Origin of the sequence: Alcanivorax sp. DP30, from assembly GCF_009882945.1 — a bacterium.
Taxonomy (GTDB): Bacteria; Pseudomonadota; Gammaproteobacteria; order Pseudomonadales; family Alcanivoracaceae; genus Alcanivorax.
In genome coordinates this window covers 173619-198123 of sequence record NZ_WTUY01000004.1, presented here as the reverse complement: position 1 = coordinate 198123, position 24505 = coordinate 173619, and the positions used below count along the sequence as shown (strand labels likewise).

Genomic DNA, 24505 nt, shown 5'->3' with positions numbered 1-24505 from the left:
CACGGGAGCGGGGATTTGACGCAGCAGTTGCAGCCCCTTCGAATTGTGCAGTTATCGGACTGCCACTTGTTTGCCGATGTCAGTGGCAAGCTTTTGGGCCTCAATACCCAGTTTAGCCTGGACAAGGTTCTGGAGCTGATCCGCAAGGAACAGCCCAATCCGGATCTGATACTGGCGACCGGGGATTTGTCCCAGGATGCTTCCTTTGAATCCTATCAGCGACTGGATGATGCCCTGAGCACCTTCCAGGTGCCGGTGTACTGGCTGGAGGGCAATCACGACAAGCCCGCCCCCATGCTGGAGGCGCTGCATGCCCAGCGGGACAGGATGAGTCCCTGTGTGCTGGAGCTGGATCACTGGACAATCGTCATGCTGGACTCCACCATTCCTGGCGAAGTCCCCGGCGAACTGTTCGATGAAGACCTGAAATTCCTCGATGATGCCTTGGCCAACGCCAAAGGCGAGCACCTGATGGTGTGCCTGCATCACCATCCGGTGCCCATGGGCTGTGCCTGGCTGGATACCCAAGTGGTGGGTAGCGCGAACAAGTTCTTCGACGTCATTGACCGGCATCCGCGTGTGCGGGCGATCATCTGGGGCCATGTGCACCAGGAATACGATAGCGAGCGCAACGGTGTCCGCATGATGGCCGTGCCCAGTACCTGTGTGCAGTTCAAGCCGTTCAGCGAAGACTTTGCCGTGGATGATACAAATCCCGGTTACCGCTGGCTGGACCTTCATGCTGACGGCCGCATCGATACCGGCGTTAGCCGCGTGGAAGGCATCACCTTTGAGGTGGATTTCTCGGTGAAGGGCTACTGATTAATTGATAATTGATAGCCTGGAAACGTCATGCCGGACTTGATCCAGCATCTCCGCCTGCGAAGCAATGCGGCCTCCAGCAAGGAGAGCCTGCACCGCAAAGCGAAGTCTGGCCCCGGAGGGGCGCAGCGAATAGCTTCGGGATGACGGGAGTGTCCCCGAGGTTTCCTGGAAATCCCGAATCCTGAATTGATAATGGACAACGTGTCCGGGGCCTGCGAGGCTCTTTCGTTATCAATTATCCATTCTCAATTATCACTTGGTTCTTCCCATGGCCTCCGAAATCTCCCTCCTCTATATTCACGGCTTCAACAGTTCCCCTGCCTCCCACAAGGCCGGCCTGCTGCGCGAGGTGTTCGAGCGGGCGGGTTGCGCGGAACGGTTGATTGCCCCGGCATTGCCGCCCTCGCCCCGTGAGGCCATGGCCGAGCTGGATGCAGCCATTGCCTCGGCCGGGCCGGTGGCGTTGCTGGGCTCGTCGCTGGGCGGTTTCTACGCCACCTGGCTGGCTGAGCATCATGATCTGAAGGCGGTGGTCCTGAATCCTGCTGTTCGTCCCTGGCTACTACTGGACAAATACACAGGTATCCAGCATAACTATCACACCGGCGAGGCCTGGGAATTTGATCCCGCCTGGCTGGAGGCCCTGCGCCGCTACGAAGTGGCGGACATTTCGCAGCCGGAAAACCTGTTGCTGCTCACCCAGACCGGGGACGAAACCCTCAACTGGGAAGACGGCTGGGACTATTATGGCGACTGCCACCGCTATTGTGGCTTGGGTGGAAGCCACGGCTTTGATAACTTTGACGCCTTCATACCGCTGATACTGCGGTTTTGTGGTGTAAGTCTGACGTCGGATGTCTGAAGTCTGACGCTACAAACTGTTTGTCTGTCGCCTGACTTCCGACGTCAGACCCTGAATTCAAGATAATTTATGACCAATAATTATACGTCCGAAAATATTGAAGTTTTGTCGGGCCTGGAGCCGGTGCGTAAACGCCCGGGCATGTACACCGATACCACCCGCCCCAACCACCTTGCCCAGGAAGTGATCGACAACTCCGTCGATGAAGCCCTGGCGGGGCACGCCAAGTCCATCAAGGTCACCCTGTTCAAGGACGGTGGCGTGGAAGTGGAAGATGATGGTCGTGGCATGCCGGTGGACATGCACCCGGTGCAGAAGAAGCCGGGGGTGGAAGTGATTCTTTCCACGCTCCACGCGGGTGGCAAGTTCTCCAATAACAACTACCAGTTCAGCGGCGGCCTGCACGGTGTGGGGGTGTCCGTGGTGAACGCCCTTTCCACCAAACTGGAAGTGCTGGTCAAGCGTGATGGCCAGCTGCATCGCATCGAATTCGGTGACGGTGAAAAACGCAGCGAACTGGAAGTGGTCGACACCGTTGGCAAGCGCAACACCGGCACGATTCTGCGTTTCTGGCCGGATGCCAGCTATTTTGATTCGCCGAAAATTTCCGTCTCCCGACTCAAACATCTGTTGCGCGCCAAGGCCGTGTTGTGCCCGGGGCTCAAGGTTATTCTGGAAAACCAGAACAACGGTGAGACCGATACCTGGCAGTTTGAAGATGGCCTGATCGAATATCTGCTGGAATCCTCAGCCGGTTGGGAGCGCGTGCCGCAGGAGCCCTTCAACGGCGCCATGAGTGCGGAAACCGAAGCGGTGGACTGGGCGGTGACCTGGCTGCCGGAAGGGGGCGAGCTGGTTCAGGAATCCTATGTGAACCTGATCCCGACGGCGCAGGGGGGCACCCATGTGAATGGTTTGCGCTCCGGTCTGCTGGATGCCATGCGCGAGTTCTGTGAATTCCGTAATTTGTTGCCCCGTGGCGTCAAGCTGACCCCGGAAGATATCTGGGACCGGGCAGCCTACGTGCTGAGCGTGAAAATGCAGGACCCGCAATTTGCCGGCCAGACCAAGGAGCGTCTCAGCTCCCGTCAGACCGCGGCGTTTGTTTCCGGGGTCGTGAAGGACGCCTTCTCCCTGTGGCTGAACCAGCACACCGACGAAGCCGAAAAACTGGCAGACCTGTGCATCAATAATGCCCAGAAGCGTTTGCGCGCGGCCAAGAAAGTCACCCGTAAAAAAGTCACCAGTGGTCCGGCGCTGCCCGGCAAGCTGGCAGACTGCACCAGCGATGACCCGGCCCAGAGCGAAATCTTTCTGGTGGAAGGGGACTCGGCGGGGGGCTCTGCCAAGCAGGCCCGCGATCGGGTGTTCCAGGCCATCATGCCGCTGCGCGGCAAGATCATGAATACCTGGGAAGTGGATTCCAACGAGGTGTTGGGCAGCCAGGAAATTCACGATATTGCCGTGGCGCTGGGTATTGAGCCGGGCAGCGACGATATCGAAGGGTTGCGCTACGGCAAGGTGTGCATTCTGGCGGATGCGGACTCCGATGGCTTGCACATCGCCACGCTGATCTGTGCCCTGTTCCTGCGTCATTTTCCTGCGCTGGTCAAACAGGGGCATGTATTCGTGGCCATGCCACCGCTCTACCGGATCGACGTGGGCAAGGAAGTGTATTACGCCCTGGACAAGGAAGAGCGTGAAGGTGTGCTGGATCGCATCAAGGCAGAAAAGAAACGCGGCAAGGTCAATGTGACCCGCTTCAAGGGCCTGGGTGAGATGAACCCGCTGCAGTTGCGTGAAACCACCATGGCTCCGGATACCCGTCGGCTGGTGCAACTGTCTATCAGCAGCGATGACGAAACCCATCAGCTGATGGATATGCTGCTGAGCAAGAAGCGTGCATCCGATCGCAAAAGCTGGCTGGAAGAGAAGGGCAATCTGGCCGAAGTGTGATGCCTGCGGCAGGTCGGGCGTCTGATGTCGGACGTCTGACACAAAAGAATAACCGGTCCTGGCGTTCGACTGCAGATGTCCGACGTCAGACCTGAGCGAATATAGCGAGCAAAAATGGCAGAAGAATTTGAAAGTTTTCCCTTAAGGGAATACACCGAAAAAGCGTATCTGGATTATTCCATGTACGTGATTCTCGACCGGGCGCTGCCGAACATTGGCGACGGTCTCAAGCCGGTGCAGCGGCGTATTGTGTACGCCATGAGCGAGCTGGGATTAAAGTCCACCGCGAAGCACAAGAAGTCAGCCCGTACCGTGGGTGATGTGCTGGGTAAGTATCACCCTCACGGTGATTCGGCCTGTTACGAAGCCATGGTGCTGATGGCGCAGCCGTTCAGTTACCGCTATCCGCTGGTGGATGGGCAGGGCAACTGGGGCAGCGCGGATGATCCCAAGTCGTTCGCCGCCATGCGTTACACCGAATCCAAGCTTGCGCCTTATGCGGAAGTGCTGCTCTCCGAGCTGGGTCAGGGTACGGTGGAATGGTTGCCGAACTTCGACGGCACCATGGAAGAGCCGAAAATGCTGCCGGCACGGCTGCCCAATGTGTTGCTCAATGGCACCACCGGTATCGCGGTGGGCATGAGCACGGATATTCCGCCCCATAATCTGCGCGAAGTGGCCAACGCCTGTATTCATCTACTGAAGGATCCAGGTGCGTCCCTGGATGACCTGATGGAGTTCATCCAGGGGCCGGATTTCCCCACCGAAGCCGAAGTGATCACCCCGCAGAATGACATCATTCGCATGTACGCGGAGGGCAAGGGATCACTGAAGCAGCGCGCCGTGTATGAGCGGGAGGATGGCGACATTGTTGTTACCGCGCTGCCTTACCAGGTATCCGGTGCCAAGGTGCTGGAGCAGATCGCCGATCAGATGAACAAGAAGAAGCTGCCCATGGTCAGCGATCTTCGTGATGAATCCGATCATGAAAACCCGACCCGTCTGGTGATCACGCCACGTTCAAACCGGGTGGATGTGGAACAGTTGATGAGTCACCTGTTCGCCACCACGGATCTGGAAAAGAACTACCGGGTGAACCTGAACATGATCGGCATCGATGGCCGGCCACAGGTGAAGAGCCTGGATACCATTCTTAATGAATGGCTGCAGTTCAGAATGGTCACTGTGCGTCGTCGCCTTCAGCACCGTCTCGACAAGGTGCTCGATCGCCTGCATATCCTTGAAGGCTTGCTGGTTGCTTTCCTCAATATTGATGAAGTGATTCACATCATCCGTACCGAAGATGCACCCAAGCCGGTGCTGATGGAGCGCTTTGGCATTTCCGATCGGCAGGCGGAAGCCATCCTCGAACTGAAGTTGCGCCACCTGGCCAAGCTCGAGGAAATGAAAATCCGTGGCGAGCAGGATGAGCTCAACGAAGAGCGTGAAAAGCTGGAAGCGACACTGGGTTCCACCGCCAAAATGAAAAAGCTGGTGGCCAAAGAGCTCAAGGAAGACGCAGAAAAATATGGCGATGATCGTCGCTCGCCGCTGGTGGAACGTGATGCTGCCGCCGCCCTGGATGAAACCGATCTGGTCAGTGCAGATCCGGTCACCGTCGTTCTGTCCGAAAAGGGTTGGGTGCGTGCCGCCAAGGGCCACGATGTGGATGTGGAAGGCCTGAGTTACAAGGCGGGAGACAAGTACAAGGCATCGGCGAAGGGCAAATCCAACCAGCCGGTGTGTTTCCTCGACAGTACCGGCCGCAGTTATTCCGTACTGGCGCACACGCTGCCCAGTGCACGGGGGCAGGGTGAGCCCCTGTCCGGGCGGGTGAGTCCGCCTTCCGGTGCCAGCTTCATGGCGGCAGTGATGGGCAAGGACAAAGATGCCTTCCTGATGAGCACGGATGCCGGTTATGGCTTCGTGGTGCGCTACGGGGATCTACTAGCCAACAAGAAGGCCGGGAAGACCGTGCTTAGCGTGCCCAAGGGTGGCCGGGTACTGCCACCGCAACCCATTGCCAGCACGGCAGAGGATTTGATCGCCCTGGTATCCAACGAAGGCCGATTGCTGGTATTCCCGGTGAAGGAGCTGCCGGAAATGATGCGCGGCAAGGGTAACAAGATGATGTCGGTGCCCTCGGCCCGGGTGCAGGCCCGCGAAGAGTTCGTCCAGGATGTGCAGGTGGTGGGGCCGCAGGATTCGCTCACCATCTTTGCCGGCAGGCGTCATCTGACGCTCAAACCCAGCGATCTGGAACACTATTACGGTGAGCGTGGCCGACGTGGTGCCAAGCTGCCACGGGGTTTCCAGAACGTGGATAGCATGGCAGTAGAACGCAAGGACAGCGAGTGAGGTTGTGCCGGCCTGCGGGCCGGCAATCACACGAGGCAGTGAGCGGTCAGGATAGAGGCAGAGGACAAGGGCATGGTTCGGGGAATCACGACGGTACTGCTGTTACTGATCAATACGCTGGTGCTGATCGGCCCCATGATGATTGTGGCCCTTCTCAAGGTCTTGCCCGGTACTGGCTGGCGCCGGTTCTGTTCCCGGGTGGTGATGTGGATTGCCGAAACCTGGGCGGAAATCTGCAAGGCTATCTTTGCCCTGATGACGCCCACCCATTGGGATATCCGTGGGGTGGAAAACCTGCGCCAGGACACCTCCTATCTGGTGGTCAGTAATCATCAGTCCTGGGTGGATATTCCGGCTCTGGTGGAAACGTTTAATCGCAAGACGCCCTATTTCAAATTCTTCCTCAAGAAAGAGCTGATCTGGGTGCCGTTCCTGGGGTTGGCATTCTGGGCGCTGGATTATCCGTTCATGAAGCGCTACAGCAAGGCGGTTCTTGATAAACACCCCGAGCTGAAAGGCAAGGATCTTGAGATTACCCGTCGTGCCTGTGAAAAGTTTCAGGGTATTCCAGTGACGGTGGTGAACTTCCTGGAAGGCACCCGGTTTACAGCGGCCAAGCAACAGGCCCAGCAATCCCCTTATACCCATTTGCTCAAGCCCAAGGCCGGCGGTGTGGCATTTGTGATGGCCGCGCTGGGGGATAACCTGGATGCGTTGCTGGACGTGACGATTGTGTATCCGCAAGGCAAGCCGCCGGGGTTCTGGGAGTTGCTCTGTGGCAGGGTGAGTCACGTGGTCGTTGATGTGCAGACCCGTCCGCTGGAGCCCGCCCTGTGGCGCAGTGACTATCAGGATGACCCGGTGTTCAGGGCGGAAGTCCAGCAGTGGGTGAGTGAGCTCTGGGACGATAAGGACCAGCGCATCACCGAGCTGCAGCGTGTGCTGTAACGGTAATGCCTCAGAAATTCAGTGTCAGGGCCAGATAGGGCCCGCCGAATTTCAGGTCGATGGCGCTGTCGGAATCGTCGTCCAGCTTGACGAACATCTGGTTAAAGCCCACTTCCACCCCGAACAGAAAATCACTGCGCCACCCGGCTTTTAGTGTGAAGTCGGTCACTTGATCATCTTTCAGATAGACACCGTTAACCTCTGCGCCGAGATAGGCGTTGTCGGATAGCAGGCGAAAGGGGTAATGGGCGGCAAGATGGAGCTGGGGGAGGGTGTCCTCAATCGCTTGCTGCCCCTGACGGGAGTTTGATTCCAGTATCAGCTCGCCATCCAGATTGCGTACTGTCAGACCGGCATCCAGCCGTAGACCATGTTCTTGGGGAAACGCGTAATACAGGGTGCCGTCCAGGATGCCCAGTTCCAGATCACTGTGCAGGGGTTGCCCGGCTGGGAAGGTCTCGCTGTCAAACGCCAGGGACTGGCCTGGCAGTGCCTGGCTGTTTTCCCGGAGAGACAGGTAACGCAGGCTAACCTGGGGCAGCAGGGCAGCAGCATGTTGCAGTTGCAGCATGGCACCGGTCTGGCGGGAATAACCGAAACCGAGATCATCATCCAGATCCAGGGCTGCTGCCCCGGAGGCGACAGTACCCTCCAGTTCACTGTTCCAGTTGTAGGCGCCGGCGCTGATCTGAGCGGCGGCGTTGGCCTGGGCGCAAACACAGACTGTGGTGGCGATCCCGAGGGCAACACGTGCAAGGGCCACGATTAAAAGCCCAGCGACAGGGCCAGGTACGGACCGCCCATATCCAGTTCGGTGGTCAGCTGGCTGACGTTATCCAGGTCCAGGCTTATCTGGCTGTAGCCCACTTCCACGCCCAGCAGAAAGTCAGATCGCCAGCCCACCCGGGCGTTGTAGTCGCTCATGGACGAACCGTCGTATTTGATCGCATTCAGTTCGCCGCCCACGTAGGCCCCGGTACCCGGTATGTCGAACCTGACAGCGCCATGGGCCAGCGGCAGTATCTCGTCAATATCCAATCGGGAGTCGGCAATAATGCTGTTGAGACGGATGAAGCCATCAATGTGGCGGATGGTCAGCCCCAGATCCAGCTTCAGGTTGCTGTCGATGGGCGAGTAGTAAAGGGTGCCTTCCAGCATGTCCAGCTCCAGCTCGCTATCCACCCGGGTGCTGGCCAAATAGGTCTGGCCGTTGAATTCGAAGCTCCGCTGAATACGGTTGCTGGCGGATTCGTAGAGATCAAAGTAGCGGATGCGGGCATTGGGAATTAGCGGAACGGCGTGTTCGAGTCCCAGCCAGATAACGCTCTGGTCGGCCTTGCCCATGCCCAGGTCGTCTTCCACATCGATGTTGGCGCCGCCGGACGAAACCGTGCCGGAGAAATCCGTATCCCAGTTATACCCCCCGCCGTAGATGGACAGACCGGGGGCGGCATGGAGTGCCGAGCAGGCAAGCAGGGTGCAGGTGGCGAAGAGTGTCCGTTTCATGATCGATCCCTGGGAAGAGGCTGTGTTCTGGAGTGTAGCGCAGCAAGTGGTCGGGGCGCCAAGTCCGCCTGCTTTCTGTTAAACTGGCCCGGCGAACAAGACATGGGTAACCCCCGCCCCACGGAGTCAGACAGCCACATGTTTCTCGAAGAAATGCCAGGAAAATTCCGTTATCCGGCCCCGGAAGATACGGAAGACGAAGCGCTGCTTGCGGATATCCAGCGCAAGGGGTGGCACCACTTTGCCGTCGCCGGCGGTGATGGCCAGCCCGGTTATACCTTCAGCGTCGGGCATTTCCTTAATCTGAATCACCCGGAACTGATTGTGGTGGGGCTCAAGGATTCGTTGGCCAGCCGGCTGCTGGACAGTGCGGCGGTGCGTATCCGCGGGCTCAACAAGCCCTATCAGCCGTATCGTCTTTACAGCGATATTGCCGATGGTCTGGAGGTCATGTTTCTGCCTGTGGCCTTTCCTCACTACAAGGAATACCTGGGCTTTGCCAACTGGTTTTATCAGAGCCTGCCGGCCCCTTACCCTGCATTGCAGATGGTGTGGCCGGACCCCAAGGGGGTGTTCCCCTGGCAGCCGGGCTACGATGCCCGTTTTAGTCGTGCCCAGCCGTTGCTGGGAACACCACCGGCCACACCGTTGACCAGGCCATAGGGCGGCAGCTGCGGCGATTTCCTTTCGCCAGTTTCCGACCTACGATAAGTCACCACACCGAATGAACGAGAGATCCGCATGAGCTCCCTGCAAGAACAGTTGATGAAGGCCGGTCTGGCAGACAAGAAAAAGGCCCGCAAGGCCAAGCAGCAGAAGCGCGAAGAGGTCAACAAGGCCAAGCGTGGTGAGATTGATCTGGAAGATCCTGCCGAGCGGGCTCGCCGGTTGCGTGAAGAACAGGCGGAAGCGGATCGCAAGCTGGAGGCAGAACGCAAGGCTGAGCGTGAAAAGAAGGAAATTGCTGCGCAGATCAAGCAGATGACCGAGCAGAGCCGGATCGATCGCAGCAAGGGTGATGTGGCATTCCAGTTTGTGCAGGACAAGAAGATCAAGAAGGCTTGGGTAACCGCCAAGCAGCAGCAACAGCTGGAGCGTGGACAGATTGCCATTGTGGCGCTTGGCGACGGTTATGAGCTGGTGCCCACCGTGGTGGCGGAAAAGATCCGCCAGCGTGATGAGCAGGCGGTGCTGCTGTTGAACGAACGCGGCAATCAGGAAGTGGATGACGATGATCCGTACAAGGATTTCCCGATTCCTGATGATCTGATGTGGTAAAAAGAGACGCACCACGCAACACCGCGGGTGAGGGCGGAGTCACCGAAACCGCCGAGCCCGCGATTCCGGCCAGTCCAAGATCTGGTCTGCACTCTCCGGCAAGTGAGCTTTTTTATGACTGAATCGTCCTCTCTGACGCTTGGCCGTCGCTATTCGCTGGAAGTGATTCGGGCGGTACGTAACGGACTGTTGCTGGATGGCGGGAGTTTGGGCGATGTGTTGCTGCCGAGCCGCGAAGCCGGTGATCTGGCGCCTGGGGACAGTGTGCTGGTTACGCTGTACAACGATGGTCAGGGCAGTGTCATGGCATCGGTGAAGGCGCCCAAGGTCTTGCGAGGCGAGGTGGCAACCCTGGGTGTGGTATCCACCAGCAAGCTGGGCGCTTTTCTTGACTGGGGCATGCCCAAGGATCTGCTGCTGCCGTTTGCTGAGCAAACCGGGCCGCTGCGTCCAGGTGGGCGCGTGCTGGTGATTGTGACCACCGACCGGGAAGGTCGTCTGCTGGCCAGCGCCAAGCTGGACCGGTTCATGAAAGATACCTGTGATGAATTTCAGCAGGGCGATGAAGTCACCTTGATTGCGGCCCGGGAAACCGATCTGGGCTGGAAGATGGTGGTCAATAACCGCTACTGGGGCATGATTGCCCGCAAGGAACTGCGTGCACCGCTCAAGCACGGCCAGCGCGTCACCGGTTATGTGCAGCGCCTGCGCGAAGACGGCAAGTTGAGCTTGTCCCTGAATGCCCCGGGTGCGGCCAAGAGTGATGCACTGAGTGAGCAGGTCATGGCCGCACTGGAGCAGGCCGGTGGTGAATTGCCGCTGGGAGACAAGAGCTCCCCGGAGGCGATCTTCGATGCCTTCCGCTGCAGCAAGAACGCCTTCAAGCAGGCCATTGGCGGGCTTTACAAGGCCCGCAAGATCACTATTGAGAAAGACCGCATTCGTCGGGCCTGACCCTCTGTTCTAACTTCATGCCCGGGGTCTGCCGGCCAGCCCTGATGCCAACATGGAGGGCGCATGCTGATAACCTTGTATCTGATCGGAATCACCGCCGAAGCCATGACCGGCGCCCTTGCCGCAGGCCGTCTCAAGATGGATCTGTTCGGGGTGGTAATGATCGCCTCCGTGACTGCTTTTGGGGGTGGTTCGGTACGCGATATCCTGCTCGGACATTATCCGCTCACCTGGATTGCCCACCCTGAATACCTGCTGCTGACCACCCTGGCGGCGCTGGTGGCCACCTGGATTGCACCGTATATGTCCCGGTTGCGAAACCTGTTTCTGGCTCTGGATGCATTGGGCCTGATGGCGTTTACCGTGATTGGCGCCCAGGTCGCTTTGGGCATGGAGTTGGGGGCCCCGGTGGCGGCGCTGGCCGGCCTGATCACCGGGATGTTCGGCGGCGTGATCCGGGATTTGTTGTGTAACCGGGTGCCGCTGGTGTTCCAGAAGGAGCTCTATGCAGTAGTATCATTGGGTGCCGCGGTGCTGTATCTGGCACTGCTGCATTGGCTGGTCCCGGAGTGGTTGGCGGTACTGGTCACTGTGGTCAGCGGGTTTTCTGTACGCCTGTTGGCAATACGTTTTGGATGGCATCTGCCGCGTTTTGAATACAATGTGCCGGACGCATGAAGCGAACGGTTAATAGGGAGACTAAGGATGAACAAGCTACAGGTTGTGATGTTGGGTTCGGTGCTGGCCATGGCTGCCAGTGGGCCGGCGCAGGCCTTTGATTTCAAGAAGCTGACCGACTCGGCCAATACTGCGGTGGACAGTGCTTCCCAAAAAGCCAATGAAGGCATGGGTGCTGCCAGTGGCGCCCTGGATAGCGGAGTTGCGGTCAGCGGTGAGGCGCAGGCCCTGGTGGATAGTCTGACTACCGATCTGGGCGTCACCCAGAAGCAAGCAGCAGGCGGTGCCGGTGCCCTGTTGGCCATGGCCAAGAACAATCTGTCTGCCGATCAGTTCGGCGGTATTCTTTCCAAGGTGCCGGGGCTGGATTCCCTGCTTGGAGGAGAAGGTAGCGGTCTGGCCAGCAGTATGCTGGGCAATATTTCCAGCCTGGAAGGGGTTGGCAAGGTGTTCAGCGCTTTGGGCCTGAGTCCGGACATGATCAGTCAGTTTGCCCCCAAGATCCTCGGTTTTCTCGGTGGTGAAGGGGTGGCAAGCTCCGCCCTCAGCAGCCTGGGCGGCCTTTGGGGCGTAAAAGCGCCAGCGGAATAGTTCCCGCGCCTGCGCCAAAATCCAAACATCAAAACGGCTTTCCTTCCTTCCCGCTGCGGGCGCATGCCTGTGGCGGGGCGGCATCGTTATTCTTTCAGGTCTCTCGCCTCCAGCCTTTCGGCACTTTAATCCGAATTGAACCCGAACAAGCGTTTGCTTTATTGTGTCACTCATCAATGTAACAGTTGGCGGGTGCGCTCTTGTGCGCTCCCAGACCCGCCAGCCATGTGCCTTCAACGGACTCAGGTGAGCCGACATGACAACTGCAACAATTCATCAGTACGTACCGAAAAGCACCCAGAAGAACTATGAGATGCCCATTCGGCATATGGATTTTAAGTTCGATCCCCGGGAGCTGGACGATACTTTTTTCAGAAATACCGAGCTGGCGTCAGCGTATTTTGAAGCGCTGTCTATCTTTCTGACGTTTGGTGAAGATCTGGTAATCGATACGGCCCGTTACCACCGTCAGTTTGTAAAAGATCCGGAGCTCAAGCGTCTGGTCACTGCCCTGATCGGTCAGGAAGCCATCCACTCCAAGATGCACAATGAGTTCAACGATGTGCTGGCCAAGCACCGTTTTCCTGTGGGCCTGTACCGCTTCCTTGCGGACAAGGTGTTCGAGCACGGCTTCAAGAAACTGTCCAACCGCATGCAGCTGTCATTGATGGCGGGCATTGAGCATTTCACCGCGGTGCTGGCGGAGTACATGATGAAGCACGAGGACATCTTCTATGAGTCCATGGATGAGAAGCAGCGTGCCCTGTGGATGTGGCATATGCTGGAAGAGTCCGAGCATAAGGACGTGGCATACGATGTGTTCCAGGAGTTGTCTGGTGATTATGCCCTGCGTATGCGCGGGTTTGTGCTGGCGGCGTTCACCATTGTTTTCCTGATACCGGTTGCTGCCTCAGTGATTCCGGTAATGCGTAAACCGCGTAATCTGATCAGCCCCCGCTACTGGAAAGATGTACGTCGAAGCCTGGCGATGCTGGCTGGCCCGAAAGAGGGCGTCTACGGCAGCACCATCAAGCACATTCTGGATTACACCCGTCGTGACTTTCATCCCAGCGATCACGACACCACTGCCTATCTGGAGTATTACAAGGAGAAGCTTCTGCACCCGAAAACCGGGTTGCTGACGCCGTATCTGACCAAGGAATTTGTACCGGGCAAGCGCGCCTGAGCAAAAAAATACGTTACCTGGATGGGTGAAATTCATGCTGAATATTCTCAAGTTTCGTTCCAGCAAGCCGAGTTATAACGGCTATGCGGTAGTCACTGGTGCCGGTAGCGGCATCGGTCGCAGCTTTGCTCTGGAGCTGGCTCGCCGTAACAGTGCCGTCGTGTGTGCTGACCTGAAACTGGAAAGTGCGGAAGAAACCGCTGCCCTGATCGAAGAAGCCGGTGGCACGGCCTATGCGGTGGCGTGCGATGTGGGCAGCGCGGAGCAGGTGGAAAAACTGGCCAAGCAGGCTGAAGAGCTGCTCGGAGAGCCGGTCACGCTGGTGATCAATAATGCCGGTGTCGGCATCGGCGGAAAGTTTGATGAACTGAGCCTGAAAGACTGGAAATGGGTGATGGATGTGAACCTGTGGGGTGTTGTCCATGGGTGCCATTACTTTGTGCCGGGCTTCAAGAAGCAAGGCCGCGGCGCGATCATCAATGTGGCCTCAGCGGCATCGTACACTGCTGCACCGGAAATGAGTGCCTACAACGTGACCAAGGCCGGTGTGCGTGCCTTGTCGGAAACGCTGTATGCGGAGCTCAAGCGGGACAACATCAAGGTCAACGTACTGTGCCCGACCCTGGTGCCCACCAATATCATCAAAGATGGCCGTATTCCGGATCGTTACTCCAAACTGGCTGACCATGCGTTGATGAACTACGCCATGACTACCAGTGACTCCGTGGCCAAGCTGACCCTGAACCGTCTCGACAAGGGTGAGCTGTACACCACTCCCCAGGTCGACGCCAAGTTGTTCTGGGTGATGAAGCGCGTATCGCCAAACCTGTATGCCGATTTGCTCGGTTTTTCGTACCGGTTTGTGAAGAATTGATAGAGGTTTTTTCTCATGGCAGCAGCAAAAAAGACCAAGGCCACTGAGGCCAAAGTTTACGACAGCTTTATCGTGGGTGCCGGTATTTCCGGTATTTGTGCCGCGTACAAAATGAAGAAAGAGGGCTATCACGATTTCAAGATTATCGAGAAAGCCAATCGCGTGGGTGGCACATGGCGCGAGAATACCTACCCGGGGTGCGGCTGTGATGTGCCGTCTTCCCTGTATTCGTTTTCCTTTGCGCCAAGCAGCAAATGGAGCCACCTGTTTGCTCGTCAGCCAGAAATCCTTGAGTACCTGGAAGGGGTCAGCAAGGAGTTTGGTATTGAAGAGCTGATCGAGTTCGGCACTGAACTGGACAATGCCCAGTGGGATGAGGCGCGTCACCTGTGGGTACTGGACACCACCACCAATGGCAAGCCGTCCCAGACGCTGGCACGCACCGTGGTATTCGCCACCGGTCCGATCACTGAAGCCCAGATCCCCAATCTGCCCGGACTGGATACGTTCAAAGGTGAAATGTTCCACTCAGCCAAGTGGAACCACGATTATGATCTGACAGGAAAGCGTGTGGCGGTGATCGGCACGGGCGCATCGGCGATCCAGTTTGTACCGCAGATTCAGCCAAAGGTGAAAGAGCTGCACGTGTTCCAGCGCACCGCCCCCTGGGTGTTGCCCAAGCCGGACATGAATCTGGGTGACAACAGCAAACAGCTGATTGAAAAACTGCCGGTGATTCAGAAAACCTGGCGCAAGGCCGTGGCGCAATCCCTGAACGTGATCAACTTCGGCTTGCGTAATCCCGTGGCGCTGAAGCCGGTGAGCACCGCCGCCAAACAGCTGCTGCGTGTTCAGGTGAAAGACAAGACCCTGCGCAAGGCCGTAACGCCGGACTTTACGCTGGGCTGTAAGCGCATTCTGTTCGCTAACAACTATTACCCTGCCCTACAGGCGGATAACGCCAATCTGATTCCTCATGGCCTGGTGGAAGTAGAAGGCAACACGGTGATTGCTGCCAATGGTGAGCGGCACGAAGTGGATGTGATTATCTGGGGTACCGGCTTCGAGGTGTCTCATCCGCCGATTGGCCGCAAAGTCATCAATGCCAACGGCGAGCGTCTGTCTGACCTGTGGAAGGATACGTCGCCGGAAGCCTATCTTGGCGCCACCATGAAAGATGTGCCCAACGCGTTCCTGGTGCTGGGCCCGAACGTGCTGGTGTATGACTCCTTTATCGGCCTGGCCGAAGCGCAGCTGGATTACATCATTGATGGCCTGAAGAAGATCAAGGCGAAGGGCATTAGTCGTCTGGCGATTAATCCGGGCGTGTTGCAGCGTCACAACGACAAAGTGCAGAAGCATCTGAAAGGCACCGTGTTCAACAGCGGTGGCTGCAAGAGCTATTACCTGGATCAGAACGGCCGCAACTTTGCCGCCTGGCCGTGGTCGCTGGCTGAGCTGAAAAAACGCCTGAGCGCATTCAGCCTGTCTGACTACGACGTGCAATACGGCGTGAGCGAAAAGCAGGACGCTGCCTGATCCTGGCGACAGGCGTCACGGCCCCTCAATACATGGTAGTGCATGAGGGGCTGCTGCCCGTATGAGTCCTTTGGCACTACGGTATCCCTCTATCGGGATGCCGTGGTGCTGCTCTGAATAGACCGCCGCCAATGCAGGGGTAATGCGTGGGGGCAAGCCCGACTTATTCCCAGCCCGCCAACACCAGCTTGCCGATCGTATTCCCTTCCTCCAGGCGTCGATGGGCGGCTTTCAGGTTTTCGGCGTTGATCGGCCCCATGCCTTCGCTAAGCGTGGTTTGAATCGTGCCAGTATCCACCAGCTCGGCAAGTTGTCTAAGGATGTCGCCCTGACGTTGCATGTCCTGGGCGAACATGGCGCGGGTGAACATAAATTCCCAGCAGAAGCGGGCGCTTTTTGCCTTGAGCGGGTTCAGGTCCAGCGGTCCGCGGGCGTCGACGATGGCACAGATGCCGCCCAGCGGGGCGATGGCCTGGCAGGCGGTTTGCCAGTAGTGATCCAGGTTCTGGGTGATGAAAATGCCGTCCACCTGGGGCGCCCCGAGTGCTTCCAGTTGAGGCAGGAGCGGTTCGCGGTAATCCACCAGCGCATGGGCCCCCATGGCTTCACACCAGTTGGCGGAGGTCTCGCGCCCGGCCGTCGCGATCACACGCAGGCCAAAGTGTCGGGCTGCCAACTGGATGGCGATGGAGCCCACCCCACCGGCGCCGCCAATTACCAACAGGGTTTTGCCGTTGCACTCCCCGGGCCGAAAACCCAGTTGATCCTCCAGTGCTTCCCAGGCGGTGAGTGCGGTGAGCGGTAGTGCTGCTGCTTCCTGCATGCCCAGGCTGTCCGGCTTTCGGGCCACCAGCCGTTCGTCCACGCATTGATGTTCGGCGTTACTGCCCTGGCGCTGAACCGCCCCGGCATACCAGACCCGATCCCCTTTCTTGAAGCCCGTTACCTCGCTGCCTACGGATTCCACCACGCCTGCCGCATCAAAACCCAGAACACGGTAGCCGGGCTGCTCCAGCGGCCGCTGGCGAAGTTTCGTGTCGATGGGATTCACGGATACTGCCTGTACCGATATCAGCAGATCCCGCGGGCCGGGGCTGGGCAAATCCAGCTGAATATCTTCCAGCGCATGAACGTCATCAATGGTACGCGGTTGATTGAACCCGATGGCTTTCATCTTCTCCCCTCTGCACAGTGTGCTATTGCGCTAATGTCGAGCGTCAGGCGTTAACAATTTGGCACATATTGAAGCGCTGACTATGCCACAGTAAAGCGGTTGCTGCCGTTCCGGTTTGGCAATAATGGGAGAGCAGGAGTTTTCATGAAATTCGAAGAATACCGAAAGTTTGATGCCATTGGCCTGGCGGAATTGGTTAACAAAGGGGAGGTGACCGCCAGTGAATTGCTGGAGCTGGCAATTGCCAGGGCGGAGGCGGTCAACCCGCAATTGAATGGCCTGATCATTCCACTCTATGAGATGGCGCGCCAACGTGCGGCTGCCTCTCTGAGTGGGCCCTTGGCCGGGGTGCCAATGCTGGTGAAGGATCTGTTTCAGGAGATAGGCGGACAGCCGGACTACCGGGGCAACAAGGCGCGCAAACAACATGACATTCGTGCCGAGCAGGATTCAACGCTGGTTGCACGCTGGAAGCAGGCCGGGCTGGTGCCGTTTGGTCGCACTAACACCCCGGAGTTCGGTGCCAAGGGTATCACTGAGCCCGACTCTTTTGGTCCGGCGCGCAACCCCTGGAATACCGGCCACACGCCGGGTGGTTCTTCCGGTGGTTCCGCGGCCATGGTTGCTGCTGGTGTTGTCCCGTTGGCTGGTGCCAATGATGGCGGTGGCAGTATCCGTATTCCCGCTGCCTGTTGTGGGCTTTTTGGTCTCAAGCCGGGTCGTGGGCGTACGCCATGGGGACCCACGTTTACCGAAGCCATGCACGGTATTGCGGTGAATCATGTGGTCACCCGCTCAGTGCGTGACAGTGCCTTGTTGCTGGACCTGGAGCAGGGGGATGAGCGTGGCAGCCTGTTCCATATCGCGCCACCGGAACAGCGTTATGTGGTGGCGGGTAGTGGCAAGCCGGGACGTCTGCGCATTGGTTTCTCTACGCGCTCTCCGCTGGGCAAAGAGGTGGATCCTGAGGCGGTGAAGGCCGTGGAAAAAACCGTTGCGCTGTTGCGGGATCTGGGCCATGAAGTGGAAGAGGCCGAGCCGCAAATGGACGCCAAACAGATGTGTATGGATTGGCTGACAGTCTGGTTCGGGCAGTGCGCGGCGGAAGTGGATGAGGTGAAGGCACTCACTGGCTGTGGCGATGAGGGTTTCGAACTGGACACCCTTGCCATCGCGGCCTTTGGGCGCGCAACCCCTGCCCATGAATATGTGAAGTGTCAGTCCCGCTGGCAGCAATACATGATCGCGATGGATGCTTTCCTGGAACAGTATGATTTCTGGCTGACGCCAACACTGGCCATGCCGCCAGCGGGCATCGGTGCCATGGCGACACCAATGTGGCAGCAGAATGCGCTGAAGATGCTGCTCAAGGTGGGCGGAGAAAAGCTGTTGATGAAAACCGGCATGATTGAGCAGATGGCGCTGGAGAATTTCAAGTACATGCCGTTTACCCAGTTTGCCAACGTCACCGGTGTGCCGGCCATGTCGGTGCCGTTGCACTGGACCGAGGCAGGCTTGCCGCTGGGCTCCCAGTTCGTGGGTGCCCATGGCGACGAAGGCAAGCTGCTGTCGCTGGCGGCGCAGCTTGAGCAAGCTGCGCCCTGGTTCGACAAGACTCCGGACATTTGATGCCGGAGGCCGGGTTACGGCTGTCAGGCGTTCATTGCTGCCGCAGCCTGTGCGGCGGGGGATCGGGCCAGGTAGGCCAGCGCTTGTTCAGTGTCTCCTTCGTCGATCGGGTGGAAGCGGGGGGAGACCCAGCGGGCGGTGGCGCGCAGCAGTAATGAGAAGGTGGGGACGTTGCGGGTTCGCGTTCCGACCTTCTGCAGCTCAAGCAGGATGCGGGGAAGCAGCATGCGGCCAATACGGCGTGCTTCTGGATCCGGATCTTGTTTGGCCAGGCTACGGCCCCCTTCGGAGATGAAATACAGGAACAACGGGAAGACGATGGCCATCAGTGCCTGACGGCTGACATAGAAGCCCAGTTCGCTCTTGCACAGGTGTTCGAACAGATCGAAGGCGACGGTGCGATGTTCCACTTCTTCGGCCAGGTGCCACTTGAACAGGTCCACCATGGCGGCATCGCCATTTTCTTCCCAGGTGTCGTTGTCCATGGCCCACTGTCCCAGTACGCCGGTGAAATGCTCGATGGCCGCAATCAGCCCTACTCGCAGAATCAGCCATTGTTTTTCCCAGGCCCGCTGTTTCAGGAATTTCATCCCGAAGGGCGCATCTCCGAGAATGGTGTCGAACAACCACTCCGCACGCTGTACGTAGTCAACGCTCAATCCATGGGCTTCCAGATAAGTCTGTGCCTTGCTGTGCTGGCGCGAGTGAATCGCTTCCTGGCGGATAAAGCCCTTAACGTCTTCCCGTAACGCCTCATCGGTCACTAGCGGCAGCGCCTGGTTATAGACCCGGCAAAACCACAGTTCGCCGGCGGGCAGCAGCATGTGGATACCGTTGATGATGTGGGTGGAGAAGGGATCGTTGCGTAACCAGTGCAGTGGCGTGGACGCGAAGTCGAACTCCACTTTACGAGGTTTTAACAGATGACGCTGGGCTGTAGTCATGGCTGTGCTCTCTTCACTTTCCGGGTCTTCTTGTTCTATCTGTGTGAACAGGGTAAAGCTACAACGAAACTGTGCCAGTGGTCAATGTCATCGTTTGCAGTGGCCTGCGGCGGTGGGGGTGGGCGGGTAACATGTTGATATCCAATGGAAGTGAATCGCATTGGAAAATGATCTGTCCTGATTTTGTCAGTGGCTTGAGGGTTCCCCCGAAGAGGGGAATAGGGGCGGGCGGGGGGCATCTTGCACCAGACACAAGGGCGGAGAGCATGTTGTACGTCGTTTAATCCGCTTCCAGTGCGAGGGCGTCCCTCTCAGTAACTGATCGTCGATGACGCCGGGTTGATGGCGCTTTTCAGGGAGTGGAGCTTGTGGGCGTCTACCCGAGGGTGGGTCGACGTCTGTTCGACCTCGCCGGAAATGGTTAGCCGGGTACCCGGGTCCAGGGTTTGTCCGGCGGTGAGTTTGCCTGGTAGCTGGATTTCAATTCTGCCCTCGCGGTCGCGTAGCAGATAGCGGTCGTTGCCAAGCGACTGGAGGATTTCGCCTTTCAACTGCACCGGTGTGCCTGCGGCGGTATGGGCAGAAATGTCTGCGCTGCTGTGCAGCATGTCGCTATCGGCACTGGCGGACGCTGCCAGTATCAGCAGGGCGGCTGCCATCAGGGTTTTCATGAATGAACGTCCTTGAGTGGATGTCTCTCCCTGTTAGAGCCCTGTTTGGCCAACATGTTCCCGGCACGGAAAGGCGATCGTCAGGCGCCGGCTCCCTGGGGCAGCACCGGCCACCATTCGCTGATGCTGTCGTGCTCCCAGACCGCCAGATCGCCGAACTGCAGCAGTACGAATTCACTCTGGGTGGGGCGGAAAAAAATCTGGTCGTCCATGTTCAGGGCCGTTTCGTTGCTGCCGTTGTACATCATCTGGTTGCTGCTGACGCCGTACACCGGGTTGGCCTGAATTCCCGCTGGAGACACCGGTTCTGCTTTCCAGTATCCGCCGTAGACAAAGTAAGTGTGCTGACGATTCGTATCCCACGCTTTCCAGAGGCTTCCGAGTGGCAGCGGGCCCGGCATGGCCAGTCCGGGCAGGGATTTGATCACCGGGGCGGCAATGAACACGGCGGGCTGGAATCCATCCAGCAGGGGCAGGTCGAAGTCCGTGGCTTTCACCAGACAGGAGCCCGCACTGAGTTCATTGAGTACCGTGTCGTTGTCATAGAGCGCCAGTGTCGGGCTGCCTGCGCCGTTGAAGCACAGCGTCTGCTGCTGATACTGCGGCGCCTGGCTGTAGAGGCGTTCGATGTAGGATTGGTAAATCGCCTCGGTTTCCCGGTGGCCCTCGTCGGCGTTCTGGATAAAGGCCGGCAGTTTGCCTACATGGGCGTCGTAGCCCATGAAGCCGCTGAAAATCAGGTGCTCAGGATTGGCGGCAATCAACGCCAGGAGGGCGTCCAGCTGCTGAGGATCGGTAAGGCCGCCCCGGTGCAGGCCCACATCGATTTCCACGTTGATTCGCAGCTGCCGATTTTGCTCGCGGGCCAGGGCCAGATACTGTTCCAGCCGGGGCAGGCCATCGATGAGCCACTGCAGCTGTTGGTCAGCATCAAAGCCGCTGGCGTTCTCCAATTCCCGATAAAACTGTCGCGCAGCCTGTATTGGCATGGGCTTGCCCAGCAGCATGTCGCAATCGGGTTGTGCCTCGGCAAGCGCATTCATGAAGGGCTGGTGAAAAACCATTACCCGGTTGGTGCCGGTGTGTGTCATGACGTCCTGAATCAACGGCACACTGGGCAGTGACTTGGCGACAATCCGCAAGTTGCAGCGGCTGGGCAGAAGCGTCATCAGGGTCTGGCAGTTATCGGCCAGACGCTGGCGGTCCACCAGCATCACTGGCCGGCCCGGCCCGGTGGTTTTCAGGGTGTCATTGATGCCCTGGAAATAGGCCGCATGGGGCGCTCCCTTGTTGTCCGGGCGCAGTAGCCAGCCACCCGCGGCAAGGGCGCCCAGCCCGATAAGAAATCCTCGGCGTTTCATCTGTTACCCCAGAGTGTGGTTCGCAGCGCAGAAATAGGTGGATGCTTGTCTCCGCCCTCTTTGGTCGAACGCATTGTCACGTAAACAGCCGCATCAAATGCGGATTCAACATCCTGCCCTGCGGATCCAGTTCACGGCGCACCGCCTGAAAGCGATCGAAGGCCGGGTATAGCTCGGCCAGCTCCTGGCGGGTCAGGTTGTGCAGCTTGCCCCAATGGGGGCGACCGGCGTAGCGGTTCAGAATGGGCTCCACCGGTGCAAATACCTTCTGGTAGTCTTGCGCGAAATATTGATGAATCGACAGGCTGGCACCATCGCGTTCATGGAACATGGAGAGCAGTCGGTCATCACGGCCGACATAGCGGAACTCGATGGGGAAGAACACATTGATGTCTTCCTTGCGCAGGGTGTCACAGACCTCTTCCAGGCAGGCCATGCCGTCTTGTGCTGCAACGGTGTATTCCATTTCGTTGAAACGTACCGTGCGGCGGTTGCCATAAACGGTAGGGGAGCCGCTCACAAAAGTGCTGTCTTCCACAAACAGGGTGACCAGTTTTTGCAGGGAGGGTGTCAGCCAGCCCGCATGCATGGCTACCTTGCAGATGGTTTCCAGCAGTTCGTTGTCATCTTCCCGGGGCGGACTGTCCTGGGGATCGTCGGTGACTTCCATGGTCTTGACGATGGCCTGGTTGCCCAGCGGGAAGGCGAAAAACTCGATATGGCGAAGGTTGTCTTTTTCCTTTTCGACAAAATCCATGGCCTCGCGCAGGGGCAACGTCCAGGTGTGTTCCTTGAGGCGATAGGCGGGTTCATGGCGGAAGGTGATGTCGGTGACGATGCCGAGTGCGCCGACGCTGCAACAGGCGGCCAGAAAATGGTCGCCATCTTTCTTGTCCAGATGCAGGGTTTCACCGCTGGGCAGCATCAGAGTGAGTGCTTCCACTTGTCCGGACAAGCTGGTCAGTTTGCTGCCGGTACCATGGGTACTGGTGGCAATGGCGCCGGCCAGTGATTGCAGATTGATGTCCGGCTCATTGGTAAAGCTGTGGCCAAGAGAATAAGCCTGTGCGCTGGCCATGCCTAACCGGGTGCCAGCGCCCCAGGTGAACAGGTTGTCTTGCTGGTCACGCAGCCCGGCCATGGCCTCAAGGGAAATCAGGGTGTCATTGGTGGGAACAATGCCACTAAAGGAATGGCTGCCGCCAAAGGCGCGCAGCGTGCCGGTGCTGGCGGTGACGGCGTCACGCAGGGTTTTTTCATCCCGCGGGAACAGTAACTGATCAGGGGTGGCCTGCTGATTGCCCGACCAGTTTTGCCACGGGGCGGCGGGCTCTGCGGTGTCAGCAAGCAGCGTCTGCGGAGCCATCGCGCTCAGCGCACCTGCGCTGCCCAGTGCTTTCAGAAAGCCGCGTCGGTCAATGGAGTCGAGAAGTGCCATCATTCATCCATGTTATTGTTTGGCACCATGGTACAAGAAAGGCAATTAATAGTTAATAGTGAATAATTAATAACGTCGCGGAACTGATTCAATCCGTATTGAGACCTAAGAGGCCGCGCCCATGGTTTGGTCGCGGCTTCTTGCGCTTAAGGCTATCAGGACCGGGTTCGCGCGTTATTAACTATTCATTATTCATTCCTAGACTGGCCCACATCTCATCCACCTTCTCCTTCACAGCCTTGTCCATGCTGATGGCTCGGCCCCATTCTCGCGAGGTTTCGCCGGGCATCTTGCTGGTGGCATCCATGCCCATCTTGGAACCCAGGCCGGCCACCGGGGAGGCGAAGTCGAGATAGTCGATGGGGGTGTTTTCTACCAATACCGTATCCCGGGCAGGGTCCATGCGGGTGGTAATGGCCCACATCACATCCTTCCAGTCGCGGGCATTCACGTCGTCGTCGCAAACGATCACGAACTTGGTGTACATGAACTGGCGCAGGAAGGACCACACCCCCATCATCACGCGCTTGGCGTGGCCGGGGTATTGCTTCTTCATGGTCACCACCGCCATGCGGTAGGAACAGCCTTCCGGGGGCAGATAAAAGTCCACGATTTCCGGAAACTGTTTCTTCAAAATCGGCACAAAGATTTCATTCATGGCCACGCCGAGGACGGCGGGCTCATCCGGTGGTCGGCCGGTGTAAGTGCTGTGGTAGATCGGGTCGCGGCGGTGGGTAATGCGTTCGACGGTGAAGACCGGGAAACGTTCCACTTCATTGTAGTAGCCGGTGTGGTCCCCGAACGGGCCTTCGTCGGCCATTTCATCCGGGTAAATGTGACCCTCGAGGACGAATTCGGCACTGGCGGGTACCTGCAGGTCGTTACCGATACATTTCACCAGCTCGGTTTTGGAGCCGCGTAGCAGCCCGGCAAACGCATATTCGCTGAGGGTGTCCGGCACCGGGGTCACGGCACCAAGAATGGTGGCCGGGTCGGCGCCAAGCGCCACCGAGATGGGGAAGGGCTCACCGGGATGTTCCTGCTGCCATTCCTGGAAATCCAGTGCCCCACCGCGATGGCTGAGCCAACGCATGATCAGCTTGTTGCGGCCGATCAACTGCTGACGGTAGATGCCCAGGTTCTGGCGTTCCTTGTGAGGGCCGCGGGTAATCACCAGTGGCCAGGTGATAAGCGGACCGGCATCGCCGGGCCAGCAGGTCTGGATGGGCAGTTGATACAGGTCTACCGCGTCGCCTTCCAGTACCTTGTCCTGACAGGGGCCGCTGCTGGATACCTTGGGCGACATGCTCAGCACCTTGCGAAATACCGGCAGTTTTTCCCAGGCATCACGAAACCCCTTGGGGGGCTCCGGTTCCTTGAGGAAGGCCAATAGCTCACCCAGCTCGCGCAGTTCCTCCACCGAATCACGGCCCATGCCCAGAGCGACCCGTCGCTCGGTGCCAAACAGATTCCCCAGTACCGGGGTGCCAAAGCCCACTGGATTTTCAAACAGCAGGGCGGGTCCGCCGGCACGCAGGGTGCGATCGCAGATTTCGGTCATCTCCAGCTTGGGGTCCACCGGTACGGTGATGCGTTTGAGTTCGCCGAGCTGTTCCAGCTGGCTAATGAAGTCTCGCAGGTCGCGGTATTTCATGGTGTTCCTTGTAGACAGGGTAACCAGAAAGGTTTGATGCGAGTATAGCAGGCTGGGGGTGAGCGGCGAGTGGTGAGCT

Annotated in this window: 22 protein-coding genes; 14 read left to right on the top strand and 8 right to left on the bottom strand. The window is 58.2% G+C overall.

Annotation, left to right across the window (positions count from 1 at the left end):
* Window positions 1-15 precede the first annotated feature (15 nt).
* From cpdA to GQF00_RS07290, 5 genes are all read left to right on the top strand, one after another.
* Entirely contained in the window at window positions 16-822 is an 807-nt protein-coding gene (cpdA, locus tag GQF00_RS07310; RefSeq protein ID WP_161318517.1) for a 3',5'-cyclic-AMP phosphodiesterase, read from the top strand.
* 271 nt (window positions 823-1093) lie between these two features.
* A complete protein-coding gene (locus GQF00_RS07305; protein ID WP_161318516.1) occupies window positions 1094-1687 on the top strand; it encodes a YqiA/YcfP family alpha/beta fold hydrolase in 594 nt (197 codons plus the stop codon).
* A gap of 69 nt (window positions 1688-1756) precedes the next feature.
* Window positions 1757-3643, top strand: a complete 1887-nt coding sequence (gene parE, locus GQF00_RS07300; protein ID WP_161318515.1) for a DNA topoisomerase IV subunit B — start codon at window positions 1757-1759, stop codon at window positions 3641-3643.
* Between the two features lie 114 nt (window positions 3644-3757).
* Window positions 3758-6001: a DNA topoisomerase IV subunit A gene (parC, locus tag GQF00_RS07295; protein WP_161318514.1), complete on the top strand. Its 2244-nt coding sequence runs from the start codon at window positions 3758-3760 to the stop codon at window positions 5999-6001.
* A gap of 72 nt (window positions 6002-6073) precedes the next feature.
* Window positions 6074-6949, top strand: a complete 876-nt coding sequence (locus tag GQF00_RS07290; RefSeq protein WP_161318513.1) for an acyltransferase — start codon at window positions 6074-6076, stop codon at window positions 6947-6949.
* A gap of 10 nt (window positions 6950-6959) precedes the next feature.
* On the opposite strand, the gene GQF00_RS07285 is transcribed toward GQF00_RS07290, so the two are convergent.
* Window positions 6960-7712, bottom strand: a complete 753-nt coding sequence (locus tag GQF00_RS07285) for a TIGR04219 family outer membrane beta-barrel protein (protein WP_161318512.1) — start codon at window positions 7710-7712, stop codon at window positions 6960-6962.
* A gap of 2 nt (window positions 7713-7714) precedes the next feature.
* On the bottom strand, window positions 7715-8455 hold the full coding sequence (locus GQF00_RS07280; RefSeq protein ID WP_161318511.1) for a TIGR04219 family outer membrane beta-barrel protein: 741 nt from the start codon (window positions 8453-8455) through the stop codon (window positions 7715-7717).
* A gap of 138 nt (window positions 8456-8593) precedes the next feature.
* On the opposite strand from GQF00_RS07280, the gene GQF00_RS07275 reads away from it, so the two are divergent.
* The 8 genes from GQF00_RS07275 to GQF00_RS07240 all read left to right on the top strand — a co-directional run bounded on the left by GQF00_RS07275 (window position 8594) and on the right by GQF00_RS07240 (window position 15555).
* Window positions 8594-9118, top strand: a complete 525-nt coding sequence (locus tag GQF00_RS07275) for a DUF4262 domain-containing protein (protein WP_161318510.1) — start codon at window positions 8594-8596, stop codon at window positions 9116-9118.
* A gap of 78 nt (window positions 9119-9196) precedes the next feature.
* Entirely contained in the window at window positions 9197-9733 is a 537-nt protein-coding gene (locus tag GQF00_RS07270) for a DUF2058 domain-containing protein (RefSeq protein WP_161318509.1), read from the top strand.
* Window positions 9734-9847: 114 nt separating this feature from the next.
* Entirely contained in the window at window positions 9848-10687 is an 840-nt protein-coding gene (locus tag GQF00_RS07265; protein WP_161318508.1) for a S1 RNA-binding domain-containing protein, read from the top strand.
* Between the two features lie 63 nt (window positions 10688-10750).
* The gene (locus GQF00_RS07260; RefSeq protein ID WP_161318507.1) at window positions 10751-11365 is read left to right on the top strand and encodes a trimeric intracellular cation channel family protein; all 615 of its coding nucleotides are present in this window, start codon (window positions 10751-10753) and stop codon (window positions 11363-11365) included.
* A 27-nt stretch (window positions 11366-11392) separates the two neighbouring features.
* A complete protein-coding gene (locus tag GQF00_RS07255; RefSeq protein WP_161318506.1) occupies window positions 11393-11956 on the top strand; it encodes a DUF2780 domain-containing protein in 564 nt (187 codons plus the stop codon).
* Window positions 11957-12212: 256 nt separating this feature from the next.
* On the top strand, window positions 12213-13142 hold the full coding sequence (locus GQF00_RS07250; protein ID WP_161318505.1) for a metal-dependent hydrolase: 930 nt from the start codon (window positions 12213-12215) through the stop codon (window positions 13140-13142).
* 34 nt (window positions 13143-13176) lie between these two features.
* Window positions 13177-14016 (top strand): SDR family oxidoreductase, encoded by an 840-nt coding sequence (locus tag GQF00_RS07245; protein ID WP_161318504.1) that lies wholly within the window; start codon window positions 13177-13179, stop codon window positions 14014-14016.
* A 15-nt stretch (window positions 14017-14031) separates the two neighbouring features.
* A complete protein-coding gene (locus GQF00_RS07240; protein WP_161318503.1) occupies window positions 14032-15555 on the top strand; it encodes an NAD(P)/FAD-dependent oxidoreductase in 1524 nt (507 codons plus the stop codon).
* Between the two features lie 163 nt (window positions 15556-15718).
* On the opposite strand, the gene GQF00_RS07235 is transcribed toward GQF00_RS07240, so the two are convergent.
* Window positions 15719-16729 (bottom strand): zinc-binding alcohol dehydrogenase family protein, encoded by a 1011-nt coding sequence (locus tag GQF00_RS07235; RefSeq protein ID WP_161318502.1) that lies wholly within the window; start codon window positions 16727-16729, stop codon window positions 15719-15721.
* 144 nt (window positions 16730-16873) lie between these two features.
* Here GQF00_RS07235 and GQF00_RS07230 point away from each other — a divergent pair, with 144 nt between their 5' ends.
* The gene (locus GQF00_RS07230) at window positions 16874-18358 is read left to right on the top strand and encodes an amidase (RefSeq protein ID WP_161318501.1); all 1485 of its coding nucleotides are present in this window, start codon (window positions 16874-16876) and stop codon (window positions 18356-18358) included.
* Between the two features lie 23 nt (window positions 18359-18381).
* Here GQF00_RS07230 and GQF00_RS07225 read toward each other — a convergent pair whose 3' ends face one another.
* The 5 genes from GQF00_RS07225 to ubiD form a co-directional block, all read right to left on the bottom strand.
* Window positions 18382-19302 (bottom strand): metal-dependent hydrolase, encoded by a 921-nt coding sequence (locus GQF00_RS07225; RefSeq protein ID WP_161318500.1) that lies wholly within the window; start codon window positions 19300-19302, stop codon window positions 18382-18384.
* Window positions 19303-19613: 311 nt separating this feature from the next.
* The gene (locus GQF00_RS07220; protein ID WP_161318499.1) at window positions 19614-19973 is read right to left on the bottom strand and encodes a NirD/YgiW/YdeI family stress tolerance protein; all 360 of its coding nucleotides are present in this window, start codon (window positions 19971-19973) and stop codon (window positions 19614-19616) included.
* An 80-nt stretch (window positions 19974-20053) separates the two neighbouring features.
* Entirely contained in the window at window positions 20054-21334 is a 1281-nt protein-coding gene (locus GQF00_RS07215) for an alanine racemase (protein ID WP_161318498.1), read from the bottom strand.
* Between the two features lie 76 nt (window positions 21335-21410).
* Window positions 21411-22772: a D-arabinono-1,4-lactone oxidase gene (locus GQF00_RS07210; RefSeq protein WP_161318497.1), complete on the bottom strand. Its 1362-nt coding sequence runs from the start codon at window positions 22770-22772 to the stop codon at window positions 21411-21413.
* Window positions 22773-22953: 181 nt separating this feature from the next.
* Window positions 22954-24426, bottom strand: a complete 1473-nt coding sequence (gene ubiD, locus GQF00_RS07205) for a 4-hydroxy-3-polyprenylbenzoate decarboxylase (RefSeq protein ID WP_161318496.1) — start codon at window positions 24424-24426, stop codon at window positions 22954-22956.
* Window positions 24427-24505: the final 79 nt, after the last annotated feature.